Source organism: Acetomicrobium flavidum (genome assembly GCF_900129645.1).
Lineage (GTDB): Bacteria > Synergistota > Synergistia > Synergistales > Acetomicrobiaceae > Acetomicrobium > Acetomicrobium flavidum.
This window is the reverse complement of the sequence record NZ_FSQZ01000001.1, coordinates 1187750-1201231: the sequence shown is the minus strand read 5'-3', so window position 1 is coordinate 1201231 and position 13482 is coordinate 1187750. Positions and strand designations below refer to the sequence as shown.

The 13482-nt window shown below is 49.6% G+C and carries 11 protein-coding genes; 3 read left to right on the top strand and 8 right to left on the bottom strand.

The genetic code is table 11. The annotated features are described in order from the left end of the window. Positions 1–21 precede the first annotated feature (21 nt). The 8 genes from BUQ78_RS06160 to BUQ78_RS06125 all read right to left on the bottom strand — a co-directional run bounded on the left by BUQ78_RS06160 (position 22) and on the right by BUQ78_RS06125 (position 10229). Positions 22–942, bottom strand: coding sequence for an ABC transporter permease (locus tag BUQ78_RS06160; RefSeq protein ID WP_074199620.1), 921 nt, complete (start codon positions 940–942; stop codon positions 22–24). A gap of 83 nt (positions 943–1025) precedes the next feature. Continuing rightward, a complete protein-coding gene (locus BUQ78_RS06155; protein ID WP_074199619.1) occupies positions 1026–2603 on the bottom strand; it encodes an ABC transporter substrate-binding protein in 1578 nt (525 codons plus the stop codon). 51 nt (positions 2604–2654) lie between these two features. Then, a complete protein-coding gene (locus BUQ78_RS06150) occupies positions 2655–3620 on the bottom strand; it encodes an ABC transporter ATP-binding protein (protein ID WP_074199618.1) in 966 nt (321 codons plus the stop codon). A gap of 20 nt (positions 3621–3640) precedes the next feature. Beyond that, the gene (locus tag BUQ78_RS06145) at positions 3641–4606 is read right to left on the bottom strand and encodes an ABC transporter ATP-binding protein (RefSeq protein ID WP_074200184.1); all 966 of its coding nucleotides are present in this window, start codon (positions 4604–4606) and stop codon (positions 3641–3643) included. Positions 4607–4885: 279 nt separating this feature from the next. After that, positions 4886–6235 (bottom strand): SH3 domain-containing C40 family peptidase, encoded by a 1350-nt coding sequence (locus BUQ78_RS06140; protein WP_074199617.1) that lies wholly within the window; start codon positions 6233–6235, stop codon positions 4886–4888. 7 nt (positions 6236–6242) lie between these two features. Beyond that, entirely contained in the window at positions 6243–7598 is a 1356-nt protein-coding gene (locus BUQ78_RS06135) for an APC family permease (protein WP_074199616.1), read from the bottom strand. A 5-nt stretch (positions 7599–7603) separates the two neighbouring features. Then, positions 7604–9508 (bottom strand): aldehyde ferredoxin oxidoreductase family protein, encoded by a 1905-nt coding sequence (locus tag BUQ78_RS06130; RefSeq protein WP_074199615.1) that lies wholly within the window; start codon positions 9506–9508, stop codon positions 7604–7606. Between the two features lie 10 nt (positions 9509–9518). Further along, positions 9519–10229 (bottom strand): TIGR04076 family protein, encoded by a 711-nt coding sequence (locus tag BUQ78_RS06125; RefSeq protein WP_318259542.1) that lies wholly within the window; start codon positions 10227–10229, stop codon positions 9519–9521. Between the two features lie 404 nt (positions 10230–10633). Between BUQ78_RS06125 and BUQ78_RS06120 the strand changes: the two genes are divergently transcribed. From BUQ78_RS06120 to BUQ78_RS06110, 3 genes are read left to right on the top strand one after another with little or no spacing between them, the layout of a single operon-like run. Next, positions 10634–11668: a TRAP transporter substrate-binding protein gene (locus BUQ78_RS06120; protein ID WP_074199614.1), complete on the top strand. Its 1035-nt coding sequence runs from the start codon at positions 10634–10636 to the stop codon at positions 11666–11668. Positions 11669–11681: 13 nt separating this feature from the next. Next, the gene (locus BUQ78_RS06115; RefSeq protein ID WP_074199613.1) at positions 11682–12167 is read left to right on the top strand and encodes a TRAP transporter small permease; all 486 of its coding nucleotides are present in this window, start codon (positions 11682–11684) and stop codon (positions 12165–12167) included. Further along, on the top strand, positions 12164–13453 hold the full coding sequence (locus BUQ78_RS06110; protein WP_074199612.1) for a TRAP transporter large permease: 1290 nt from the start codon (positions 12164–12166) through the stop codon (positions 13451–13453). The genes BUQ78_RS06115 and BUQ78_RS06110 overlap by 4 nt, the downstream gene beginning before the upstream one ends. Positions 13454–13482 lie beyond the last annotated feature (29 nt).

Genomic DNA, 13482 nt, shown 5'->3' with positions numbered 1-13482 from the left:
ACCTTAATCCTCATGGGGACTTCATCTTAGCTTTATTCTGGGATCTACGATAGCATACAAAACATCCGCGAAGAGGTTCCCCAGTATTATGCATGTCGTCAAAACAATCATTGTTCCCTGCACGACAGGGTAATCGCGAGCCAATATGGAGTCTACCATCAACCTTCCCAATCCTGGTCTTGCAAAGACGATCTCCACTACAACGGACCCGCCAACTACCCATCCGATGCGCAACCCAAACAGGGTAATGATCGGAATGAGAGCGTTTCTCAAGGCATGTTTGTTAATCACTACTCTTTCAGCTAGCCCTTTGCTTCGAGCAGTACGTATATAATCCTGACGAATGACCTCGAGCATGCTCGATCGCACCATTCGCGCAACCAAAGCGGCATCAGTTATACCTATCGTTAACGCCGGCAAAATAAGATGCTTCCACGTCCCGTAACCAGAAATGGGGAAAAGCCTCAACTTGAAAGCCACTATATAAAGGAGCATGAGCCCAAACCAAAATGTTGGCATTGAAATGCCAATTAAAGAAACTGCCATGAGCGAATAATCTGTAATCGTATTTCTCTTCAATGCGGCTTTGATACCTATTGGTATTGCGATCAAAAAGGATATCACTAAAGCCGTTATGCTTAATTCCAATGTTACAAAAAATCTCTCAGCTATCAGCTCTGAGACCGGCTTATGCTGAATTATCGATTCTCCAAGATCTCCATGCAATAGGGATTTCATGAAGCCAAAATACTGAACTACCAGGGGCTCATCCAAACCATATTGGTGACGTATATTTTCCCTAACCTCTGGCGTAACATTGGGGCCGACGATCAAATCTATCGGATCTCCAGGAGCCAGATGAAGCATGGAAAATATTATGATCGTCATGCCCAACAAGGTTAAAACAAGAAACGTCATACGCCTAGCAAAATAGCGCAACATTATGACCACTCCTGTTGCTTTCACTGGAGGAAGGAGATGGCACGTGATCTCCCTCCTCCAGTGAACCGAATTTAAAACAAGGTCTATTTCGTCTTAATGTCGATGCCGTCGCTATATTGAATCATCCATGGATGAATCTTGAAGTTTATCACTTCTTTACGCACAGCCAACATCATATCCGGGATATAGATGGGACACCATACTGCCTGCTCGATGAGATGTCTTTGTACTTCCTTATACCCTTGCGCCCGTTTTTCCCATGTAGGAGCAGACGCTGCAGAGTTGATCAATTCATCCGTCTTTGGGTCGCACCAGCGAGAGTGGTTCGGGTATGGAAATTGCGACGACAACAAGAACCAGTCTAGAATATCCGCATTAGGCCAACTATATAGACGAATGAACAAATCCTGTTGACCTGCCTTCAACATGGCCACATAGCTTGCGCTGTCATATAGCTGGATCTTGGCCTTGATGCCCACATCGGCTAGTTGTGCCTGAAGTACCTCGGCGAGCCTTTTCGATGTGGAGTCATTCTCTGCAGACAGGGTCGTCTCAAAGCCTTTAGAGAATCCTGCCTCTGCAAGCAGGGCTTTTGCCTTAGCGGGATCGTATTTATAACCCAATTTTTCGCTTTCAGCAAGATATTCGTCCTTTAGGGCCGGGGGAAGATAGCCATATGCCGGCGTTGCGTGGCCATTGAAGATGTATTTCACTATCGTATCCCTATCGACAGCATGGTTAATGGCCCTCCTCACAAGGACGTTATCGAAGGGCTTCTTGTCGCATGCATATGCAAGATATCCCAGCCTCGTTGACTGTTCAGTAAAAATATTTATCTCGGGATTGTTTTTTAGTTTATCAACCTGGAGCGGAGGCACATCGCGGAGGACATGAACGCCACCGGTCACCAATTCCATGATGCGCGAACTTTCTTCCGGGATCGTTCGAATGACCAGCTCATCGAAGAGAGGTGGCCCTTGATTTGACATCCATTCGGGACCCCAATGGTAGTTAGGATTCTTAACGAGAACTATCCTGTCCCCACGCACCCACTCCTTGAACATGAAGGGCCCCGTTCCTATGACTACTTTTATGCCGTAATCATCTCCGTACTTGTCATAACAACCAGCCTTCTGTATTCCTGATGCTGTGTTTGATAGATTGAAGAGCAAATTCGGGAAAGGATATTTTAAGAAGACTTGCACAGTATAATCGTCGACAATTTTGACCTTGTCGATCGCCTTCAGATCGCCTGCGAAAGGAGATGCGGTCTTGGGATCCTTTATTGTATCGATCGTCCACTTCACGTCCTTGGCAGTAAATGGAGTCCCATCATGGAAAGTGACACCTTGACGCAGGTGAAAGGTCCATACCAATCCATCCCCAGATACATCCCAACTTGTCGCGAGGCCCGGACGGTACCCAAAATTGTAATCCCTCGACACAAGGCGATCGTGTAAATAGATCAATGCATCGGAATACCACGCCGCTTTTATAGTATCCAGAATGTCAGGATCTCGGTCCATGGCTTGAACGATCACCTTTTTTTCAGCCGCCATCGTGGGTGGCCCCATGAGCATCATGCCAAAAACCCCAAAAAGCAAGATCAACATAGAAGCTACAAAAACAGGTACCCTTAAAAACCCCTTCATCTTACCCATATTCTCCTGCCTCCTTCCTTTTCTGACACCAGTTTTACTTGCCCCTAAAAGTTAAGCATAATGACAAGCTACAAAATGATTATCTCCCTTCTCTATCAGAGGCGGCTCATCAATTGCGCATTTTTCCTTGGCCTTAAAACACCTAGGATGAAATCGACACCCCTCGGGAGGCGATAAAGGACTTGGGACATCTCCCTCAAGAATTTTGCGCCTACCCCTCATCTCCGTTAAGATATCTGGAATTGAATCCAGTAATGCATCTGTATATGGATGAAGAGGGCTTTCAAACAACCTATCGGTCTCCGCGATTTCAACAATTTTCCCAAGGTACATGACGGCAACTCGTGTGCTTATGTGTCTCACAACGCTCATGTCATGAGATATGAACAAATAGGTCAAGTTAAACCTTCTTTGAAGATCCTCGAATAGGTTTATAATTTGAGCCCTGATGGAGACGTCCAACGCCGAAACCGGTTCGTCACAGACGAGAAACTCGGGATCTATGGCCAAAGCCCTGGCGATGACAACCCTCTGTCTTTGTCCTCCGCTTAATTCGTGAGGGTATCTAGATCGGAAATGGGCTGGTAATCCAACCGCATCCATAAGCCTGATGACTTTATTCTTTCTTTCAGATTTGGTCGCTTTTTCGTGAACGATTAACACCTCTTCTATCGTTTCCCCAACCGTCAACCTTGGGTTAAGGGAACCAAAGGGATCCTGAAAGACCATCTGGGCCTTTTTACGATACCCCTTAAGTTGCCTTTTATCGTAGGAAAGTATGTTATCGCCACGATAAAATATCTTGCTATCCCTTTCAGCTTCCACCAGCCTCACAATGGACCGACCCAGGGTAGATTTGCCGCAGCCGCTCTCACCAACTAGGCCTAATACCTCGCCTGCCATAATTTCCAAATTGATGCCATCGACGGCTTTTACATATTGCTTCTTTCCAAATAGGCCACTTGATGCCGAGAAGTAAACTCTCAAATCTTGCAACTTGAGCAAACTATCGAGCATAACATCAGCCCTTTCTCATTTCATGGGATGCTATGACATCGCACAAGTCGATCATCAATATTTACAAGGGGAGGTTCGACGTTTTTGCAATCACATCCTGCATAATCGCAACGCGGGGCAAACTTGCAACCCGAAGCTATTTCTTGAGGTGACGGAACTGTACCTTTAATTGGCTTGAGCGGCCTTCTGGGTCCCCTGATGGTGGGCAAAGAAGCCAAAAGCCCTTTTGTATAGGGATGAAGCGGATGCCTTAGAACATCTTTCGTCTTCCCATACTCTACGATACGTCCACAATACATTACGGCCACGTTATCGGCGACTTCATTGATCACCCCAAGGTCGTGTGTAATGAACAACACGGCCGTGCCCATTTTTTCTTGAAGGTCCAGTATGAGTTCGAGAATTTGGGCTTGAACCGTTACATCTAATGCAGTTGTAGGTTCATCGGCTATCAATAAACTTGGATTGCAGGCTAAGGCCATGGCGATCATGACGCGTTGTCTCATGCCACCGCTTAGCTCGTGTGGATATTGATGCAGTCGCTTTCTGGGGAGAGAGACTTTGCAAAGGTGCAACAGGTGTTCGCTTTTCTCTAACGCTTCTTTCTTGGATGCTCCCTGATGAAGCATAATTGCTTCAGAAATCTGAGCTCCAACTGTAAGAACGGGATTTAAGGAGGTCATCGGTTCCTGAAAAATCATGGAGATCTCGTTTCCACGGATCTTCCTCATCTCATCCTCACTCTTAAGCATGAGGTCTTCGCCTTTAAATAAAATCTCTCCATCGATTATCTTTGCAGGGGGTTGGGGGATTAAACGCATTATCGAAAGGGCTGTAACGCTCTTGCCTGACCCTGATTCTCCCACTATTCCTAAAGTTTCGCCAGGCTGAACGACGAAACTTACAGAATCCACCGCTGGAATGACAACATCTTCAATGTAAAAATAGGTCTTTAGGTTCCTAACGTCCAACAGCGGCATTTCCATGCAGGGACACCCCCAAATTAACGGATATATATATCCGTTCTCGGAAATCATACATCTGAATATCCTCCATGTCAAGCAAAAAGGAGAATCAACAACAATTAGTTCATACTGTTGCTATAATAATATCTTAACTTTAAGGTTTAATGTTATTCTTCCAGGAGCAGCGAGCTCTTCATGAGCCAACTCTTTGGAAGCTGATGATATTCGTTAAAAATTACGAAGATTTACTTCATATCATAATACTAACGCGGCATCTGTTCTTCTAGTAGAGATGAACGCTTACAGTATACCCGCCAATCCCGTTATGTTGTTGATCAAGAGGTCCTCCGATCTGATGTCCGGAAAATCATTTCCGATATCCAGGGTGCTGAATATAGAACGGCCTATGACGTAACGGCCCTCCTTGCCCTTGACTTGCGTCTTAAGCCCCCAAAGGTTATGAAAAACTACGACCTTTCCCCTGTAGGTGCCGACATAAAGCATGATATGGCCAGGCTTGTAGAGCAAGCTCGCAAAGGGGGTCCCCCTCTCGATTATGAGCCTTTCCTTTTGAAGGGCCGTCAACCCCTCAAGGGAGATAAACACCCCGCTTTCTGCCTGCGCCTTTGAGTTCCTGGGCAACCACACGCCGAAGGGCAAGAAGAAATCTCTGGTAGTGGCCGAGCAGTCCCTTTTGCCGGACAAACCACCCCAGCCGTAGCTTTCTCCGATCATCTCGTTTATGATCGCGGCAGCGTTCCACTGCGTAAACTCCAGAGGCCACCTCCTTACTGTTTCCCTTGGCAAGCGAACGCAGTCGAACTTGGCAAATCCCCTTTCATCCCTGCCTGTCGGCACAAGCACTTCAAGCTCATATAGCAACTCCTTATTTAGCGGGAAAAGGGCACCTATTTTGACGTTAAAAAGAAAACGGCCGTTTTCGCTTACCGCTTCGTTATCCTTTACCACTGCCGCCATCGGCATCGACAAACACCCTTCGATTGCTTCCCTGCTTACAAGAGCAATCTTTTCGGCGTCGACCCAACCTGCGGCAAAGGAAGTTTCAACGTATGCCCAGGAGTTGTCAGCGGAAAAATGCGAGATCCTGATCGGCTCTCCTCCGTTTACATGAGATACCTGCCCATAGTCGAAGGGATATCCTTCGCCGGGAAGCTCGGGCGACAAGAAAATCGGCTCATACGTAGGAAATAGCCTAAGGTCGACCTCCGCAAGCGTTATGCCTGGGGCGTCTACGCCGCCAAAGGCTTCGACCTTGACCTTGTCGTATAATTCGTCAAACCACCCTTTTTGGCGCAAAATTCCGGCTTCATCGTAAACCCCTCCGGGCAGGTAAGCTCTAAAGGGCCAAAGCAGGTCTTCTTTTAAGTGCCTAAAGCCTCCTTCCGTCCAGGGAAGAAAAAACCTGCCTCTTGCACGGTCAGCCCGCATTGCCTGCTCAAGGCTCGGCAATATGGGCTGACCAAAGTCGTCGTTTAGATAATAAAAGGGGTTCTGCGAGACCTTGGGCGACAAACCTTCAAGACCTTCGAGCTCAGAAGGACAGAATAAGAAGCTTAAAAGCAAGGCGACTGCAACTATCGCGCAATGCCAATAGGTCAGCCATTTCACGCCAAGCCTATCGTTTGCCATTATGATATCAGCTCTTTTCGGCTCCCTTTAAAACCCTTTCGCCGCGAAAATTCCTTGCCATGCCATATATGAACACTCCCGTCCCGACGACGGCGCAAAGCAGGATCAACGGCCACGTCTGGATGAGCATCTTATAGCTGAAAGCTATCATACAACAAACGGAAAATAAACCACATACCACGATCAGAAGTCTCCTTGGGCGGAAGAGGGCGCTATCGTAAAGTTTTTTGTTTATGAAGGGAAGGGCTATCAAGGCCACGCCATGAATGATGTAAAGTATGAAGATGGATTGCAGGGTGACGGCAAGGATGTAGTCCAAGGTCTTGGTCAAAAGGAGGGCCAGCGCGACAAGCGTGCTTATGGTAAGGGCAACGTGGGGGGTATGAAACTTCGGGTGCACCCTGGATAAAACAGGAGGTATTACGCCGTCTTCGGCAAGCACCAAGAGGACCCTGGGCGGAGCCATGAGGGTGGCATTAATGGACGTGGTAAATGCCATGAGGGCCCCCAAGGCCACTATGCCGGCCGCGCCAAAGGGAAGGTATGTGGCAGCCACGTCGGCCATTGCCGATTTAGATTTGGCAAGCTCACCGTAAGGCAGCACCCCAAAGGCAACGAAGGCCATTATCACGTATATCGCCACGGTCAGGCTTATGCCCTTGAAAAACACCATCGGTAGGGTTTTTCTTGCTTCCCTCGTCTCTCCGGCAGCCTGGGCCAACGCTTCAAAGCCCGCATAGGACATGAAAAGCGGCGCCAAAGAGCCCAGAAAACCCTTTAACCCAAAGGGGAAAAGCGGCCTGTAGTTTGAAATTTTTACGTGAAACAGCCCGGGCACGACCAGGATGACGATGGAGACGAGCAAGACGAAGCACATGATCGTCTGAACATTTCCGTAGTACCTGACTCCGACCAAATTTACCAGGTAAAACAAGAGCAGTATTCCGCATGCTACGGCAACGGGGTTTGCTTTCTTGACGAAGAACGTGGCATATTCCCCAAAGGACAGCGACAGCACCCCCAAAGCCCCCATAAAGGCAATCCACTGAAACCATACGGCCATGAAGGCAGGATAGGTCTTCCCGAAGGTCTCCTGTATGTGCAGGTAAGCGCCTCCCGGCCTTTCCCCCAAGGGCGTGCTCAAAAACACCATGTAGGCCATGGCCGTCGACAGTATCACAGGATAAAGGGCCAAAAAAGACAGCGGCACGGATGGCCCTGTCATGCCTCCGGCCGTACCTATCACCACAAATATGCCCGAACCTATCAATACGCCTATCAACGTGGCGTATCCCTGCAGTTTGCCAAGCTCCCTAACAAGCGCTCCCGAACCGTTCAAGACTTCCTTTTTGCTGTTTTCCACGTCAATTACCTCCTTAAAACCAAGCTTTCGTCTAAGACGCCGTTGACCAAATGCAGAATGCCCAGCCTCTTCAAGGTGCTTTCCTTGGGGATGCCGCTATTTATGTCCCATCCCCTTGATTCGTAATACTCGTCAAGCATGGGATCGAGCTCTACCACGCTTCCCGCAGAAGGGCCGCTTTCTTCCGGCAGCGGTTCTTCGGTAAACCTTTTAGGCAATGTATCGTCGGCACGCGTAACGCCGTGCGAGACAAGATACATCCTTTCAAGGTTCACGATCCTTTCGCCGATAAGCCTTATCTCTTCCGGATCTAGCTTTATCCCGGTAGCCGCATGAAGAAGCGTCGACATCCTGTCGTAGGACAGTATCTCCATGTTCACCAGCGTGTTTTTGCATGCATTAAGGCAGTCGGCGATGGCGCAACGTTCTTCGTAGTCCTTGACCACCCTGCCCTTGCCTTTGTACCTGAGCCTGAAGGCAGCATCTTCCGTCCCGTACAACTTTCTGGCGGCTTCCGCGTCCTCGCTGAACTCAAATGACGGCTCAGACCTCAAGTGGTCTCCCCCGCGGCTTGCCACGGCAAGGCCAAGGGCGTAACCCTTAAGCCCTCTAGGGTCTGCCTTGAATATCTCCAAGCCCTTCACGTGCATAACCAGCTCTTCTCCCACGCCCAACTTTCGGGCCGCCTCGACCGCACCGTCGCCCAGCAAATCTCCTATGCCTTCCCTGCGAGCGATCTTTTCGATCAATGCATATACCGCTTGCATGTTTCCAAAGGAAAGATCCAGGCCGTCTACATCGGAGCTTGATATTTCGCTCCTCTCATAGAGCTCCATCAAAAAGGCGATGGCCTCTGACGTGGTGATCACGTCCATCCCCATGCGGTTACACATATCTACGGCGATAAGCCCTTCTTTGAGGTCGGGGTTCCCGACCTTGGACGTAAAGGCAGCAAGCCCCTCGAATTCCGGGCCCTCGCTTGCCAGAATCGTCTTGCCTTTTTCATCGATTCGAACATATCTGCTGCAGGGAATGATGCAGGAAAAGCAGGCCTTTCCCTTGATTTTTAGGGTATCGGCAAGCCTTTCCCCACTGACCTGATGGATGGCCTCAAACCTTCCCGTACGATAATGGCGAGTACACAAACATCCCAGCTGGTTCAATGAGGACATCAATGCCGTCGTGCCCAGGTAAATTCTGCCCTTGTACTGAGGATGAACCAATATCTCCCTTTTTATTTCGGCAATCAGATCGTCGAACATGTCGGGCAAGGCGACCTCTACCGGAATCGTTCCCCGCACGGCTATGGCCTTGACGTTTTTTGACGCAAGCACCGTTCCCATGCCCGTCCTGGCGGCAGCGCGCACCAGATTGCAAAAGATTCCGGCGAACTTAACCCCCCTTTCGGCTGCGGGGCCTACGGCTGCCACCTGCACGCGGCTGTCGCCCAGCTCTTCTATGATGGCCTTTTGGGTATCGGGGATATCCTTTCCCCACAGGTTTGAGGCGTCACGAAACTCACAAGCTTCATCGTGGATGAAAAGATACACGGGCTTTGAAGCCCTGCCTCGCAATACCACCTGATCGAAGCCCGCATACTTAAGCTCGGGCCCAAAGAAACCGCCAGCGTTTGAGTCGCCTAGCAACCCCGTCTGGGGAGATCTCGCGGTAAAGTTAACCCTGCAGCTTCCGGGAAAGGAAGTCCCCTCCAACGGACCTATGCCGATATAAAGCGCGTTTTCGGGGCCCAAGGGATCGACATCGCGAGGCACTTCCTCAAAAAACCTCCTGACGTTAAACCCCCTACCCCCGAGAAACGTTTCGATCAAGATCTCCGAAAGTGGCTCCACCTTCGCCGTTCCGCTAGTAAGGTCCACGTCCAAAACTTTGTTTCTGTATGAACCCTTCACTGTTCGTCACCTACCTCTCCCGTACTTCCAGGGCTTTAGCCACACACTCTTTGACGCATTTGGGATCTCCTCCGCAAAGGTCGCATATCATGGGAAGGCCGCTTTCGGGATGAAACCTTATTGCCCCAAAGGGACACGCCTTGGCGCAGCCTTTGCACCTTATGCACTTATCGCCGTCGACCTCTACCGCCCCTGTAGCGGCGTTTCTTTTAAGCGCTCCCACGGGACATGCCAGTACGCACCGTGCCGTGCCGCACTGATGACAGGCTATGGGCTCGTCTTTGCCCGTCAACTCGTCCTTTTCCACCCTTATGCGCGACATGTCGGGACAATAAACTCCTTCATGGACAAAGCTGCATGTCAGTTCGCAGACCCTGCATCCCACACACTTTGAGGGATCAGCCACTATGCGAAGGGGCAGATCTTGTGTTTCCGACTTTGGATGCGAATTAGCCCCCAGCGGCTCAATGCGATACACCACTCCCCCCTTGGGGTCGGGGCAAATGATTTTGTTCGTATGGGGAACCCAATCGTTGTCCTCGACGATATTCCTTTGTTTCAGCGGCAAAAGGGGCATAAGGCTTTGAAGCGCCCACAGGCAAACCTTTCCCCCTTCCGGTATAACTATCGCTCCTCCCCTTACTTCGAAGTAATCTCCGGGCTTCATCGGCAGATCGCAAAAGCCCCTGACTTCTTCCACGACAACCTTTAGATCGACCATTGCTACATTCCCCCCCTTAAAAAAAATTAAGAGGGCCATTTTCATGGCCCTCTTAACGTCAGCTTAAAATAAACTAAGGGCCACGTAAGCGAACTTTATCGCCCCGTGGCCCCAAAAAGAGCTACGGCGGCGGCTTTAACGCCACCACCAATCTCCAAATATTCTTTTTACTTCCACATGACGACACATACTGTCTAAAATCATCTAAATTCTCCTGACCCTAAATTCGAACACTATGCCAAACGGTTAGTTTAGAATATATCAGTGCCAAAGGGAAAATACAAGGGGGAAACCTTAAAAAATTTGTGGCAAGTTTTGGCCTCCATTGACCGGCATTGCATAAATTCATTATAATGATTTTAAACTTGCTCACGTTACAAAAATACATAAGAGGAGTGGTAGAAATGAAGCGTGTTGTTATCTGTTTACTCGCCGTCCTGTCTATGTTAGCAATATCGGGGTCTGCTACGGCAAAGACGCTGACGATCAAGATGTCTTACAACGGCCCGCCCGACGAGGTAAATAACGCCGTCCACTATTACGCAGTCAACTTCAAAAAGCTCGTAGAGGACAAGCTTGGGGGCAAGATCAAGATCGAGCTTTACCCCGACAGCCAGCTGGGCACTGAAGAGGAACGCATGCAGCTTTTGACAAAGAGCGGGCTTAACCAACCCATCATAAACGTTGCGTCATACGCCGGCATAGCTCCCGTATTGCCTGAAGCCTACGCAGCATCGATTCCCTTCATGTTCGACAGCTACAAGGCGGCCCACCGATTCTTCGACTCCGGCAAGTATTGGTCAAAGGTAAAAGAGGAGTTCAAAAAACGCACTGGCGCCGTCCTGCTTGAGGCAGTGGAAGAAGGAGGATTTCTTGCCTTTACCAACTCAAAGCGCGAGATTAAAAGCCCCGACGACTTCAAGGGGCTTAAGTTCAGGGCAATGGACGAAGGCCAAGTGACGCTTTATAAGGCCTTTGGCGCAAGCGGCATACCCATCCCCTGGACGGAGCTGTACATGGCCTTAAAAACAGGCATAGTCGACGGTCAGATGAACCCCGCCACCTACATCATCATAGGAAGCCTTTACGAGGTGCAAAAATACATGACCTTGGCCAACATTCAGTATTCAGACCAATTTTTGGTGGTAAACGGCGATCTTTTTGACGGACTGCCCGAAGCCGACCAAAAGGCGATAGCCGAAGCAGCCCATAAGGCCAACGTGATGACCAGACAAATGGTCGAGTCCCAAGACGCTAAACAGATAAAGTTCCTCGAGGAAAAGGGAATGAAAGTTTATGCCCCGAACGAAAAGGAAATGAACGCCTTTAGGTCAAAGGGGCAGCCGGCTTACATAGAATGGCTAAAGGCCACCGTGGACGAAAAGTGGCTAAATATGGCGCTGGAAGACGCGAAGACCGCAAATGAGGCCGTAAAGTAAGGATCCAGCGGATATGACGAAGGACATTTTGCCTAAGCTGTCTGCGGCCATAGAGCGAGCATGCGCTTACATCTCGTGCTCGCTCTTGGCCTTAAATATATGTGACATCCTCATGGGCGTCGTCTCAAGGTACCTATTTCACACTTCCTTTATATGGACGGAGGAGTTGGCGCGATACACATTGATATGGATGGTCATGGTGGGGGCAAGCTGCGCACACGTTCGAGGAGATATGATGGCCATAGATTTCATCCTGCCCAGGCTTCCCGTGAAGCTGCAGCGCATCTTCAACGTGCTTAAGTTCATCATAGGCGTTATCGTGCTGATGCTGATCGTTTATTTCGGAGCCCATAACGCAATTGGAACCTGGAACATGAGGACGATGGGCTTAAAGATCCCCAAAACCATACCGCTTCTTTCCCTGCCGGTGGGCCTTGGAATACTGCTCGTGGAGTTTGTCATCTATAGAAAAGAAGTCGTGGGAGGGGACGAGAGATGAGTCTGCTTCTTTTGCTGCTGTTCTTCTTTTTTCTCATGTTAATCGGCCTTCCTCTTTACCTTGCGCTGCTGTCGGTCGCCTTTGCAGGGATAGCGGTATTGGGTGACGCATCACTTCTTCCCGTAGTAAGCCAGCAGCTCTTTGGCGGGATGGATTCCTTTACCCTGATGGCCATCCCCTTTTTCGTCCTGGCTGGATCTTTGATGAACAGATCGGGCCTGACAGATAAGCTCATAGACTTTTCCAAGCTTCTGGTGGGCTCCATACGCGGCGGGCTGGGATACGTAAACATAGTTGCAGGCATAATACTGGCAGGCGTAAACGGGTCAGCAGCTGCAGATGCTTCTGCCCTCTCTTCGATCTTGATTCCGGCCATGAAAAAGGAAGGCTACAACCAAGGTTACGCTGCAGGCCTTACCGCCGCAAGCTCTCTCATAGGCCCCATAATACCTCCTTCGATCTTCATGATCATTTACGCCTCCATGACCAACACGTCCATCGGCGGCTTATTTGCTGCCGGCATCGTTCCGGGGTTACTCTTGGGTTTGGCTTATGCGGTCATGAATTACTTTTATTCCTTCAGATATGGCGCCCCAGTCTCGAGCGGCGAAGAAAGATCGCAGGCCAAGAATATATTAACTCAATCCATAACCGGTCTACTTGCGCCGATAATCATCATCGGCGGAATCGTCACAGGCGTCGTGACCCCTACGGAATCGGGGGCATTGGCCGCCGCTTACTGCCTCCTGATAGGGCTGTTTCATACCAAAAAGCTCGACAAAGGGGCAATTTTCGGGGCCCTTTACGAGACGGTGCGCACGACCAGCTCCATATTTCTAATCATGGGCGCAGCCCAGGCGGTAGGATGGCTGCTCAAATGGGAAAGAATACCGCAGCATTTTGCCGGGCTACTTGCCGGAGCCGGACTTGCCTCGAGTCCCATTTTACTCATGTTGACCTTCAGCGCCATCATATTCGTGGTGGGTTGCTTCATGGAAGAAGTGGCAACCCTGACACTTCTTACGCCCATATTTTATCCGCTGGCCATGCAGGCAGGCATTGACCCGCTGCATTTTGGCATCGTCATGACGCTAAACGTCACCATCGCCCTGGTAACCCCTCCGATGGGTGCGTGCAACTACATAGTCTCGGCCGTGGGCAAGGTGCCTTTAAGCGAGGTATTGAAGTTCATATGGCCCTTCATAGCTGTCTCTCTCATTGTCCTCGTTTTAATCATACTATTTCCCGTTATAACTATATATATACCTAAAGCTCTGGGGCTTTGATACTAGGTGCTCCGAAGGAGAAGATGATA

What these genes read in the sequence shown, in the direction of transcription:
- BUQ78_RS06150 (WP_074199618.1), bottom strand. Translation starts at nt 3,620, where the DNA reads ATGCTCGATAGTTTGCTCAAGTTGCAAGATTTGAGAGTTTACTTCTCG.
- BUQ78_RS06145 (WP_074200184.1), bottom strand. Translation starts at nt 4,606, where the DNA reads ATGGAAATGCCGCTGTTGGACGTTAGGAACCTAAAGACCTATTTTTAC.
- BUQ78_RS06120 (WP_074199614.1), top strand. Translation starts at nt 10,634, where the DNA reads ATGAAGCGTGTTGTTATCTGTTTACTCGCCGTCCTGTCTATGTTAGCA.
- BUQ78_RS06160 (WP_074199620.1), bottom strand. Translation starts at nt 942, where the DNA reads ATGTTGCGCTATTTTGCTAGGCGTATGACGTTTCTTGTTTTAACCTTG.
- BUQ78_RS06110 (WP_074199612.1), top strand. Translation starts at nt 12,164, where the DNA reads ATGAGTCTGCTTCTTTTGCTGCTGTTCTTCTTTTTTCTCATGTTAATC.
- BUQ78_RS06155 (WP_074199619.1), bottom strand. Translation starts at nt 2,603, where the DNA reads ATGGGTAAGATGAAGGGGTTTTTAAGGGTACCTGTTTTTGTAGCTTCT.
- BUQ78_RS06125 (WP_318259542.1), bottom strand. Translation starts at nt 10,229, where the DNA reads ATGGTCGATCTAAAGGTTGTCGTGGAAGAAGTCAGGGGCTTTTGCGAT.
- BUQ78_RS06140 (WP_074199617.1), bottom strand. Translation starts at nt 6,235, where the DNA reads ATGGCAAACGATAGGCTTGGCGTGAAATGGCTGACCTATTGGCATTGC.
- BUQ78_RS06115 (WP_074199613.1), top strand. Translation starts at nt 11,682, where the DNA reads ATGACGAAGGACATTTTGCCTAAGCTGTCTGCGGCCATAGAGCGAGCA.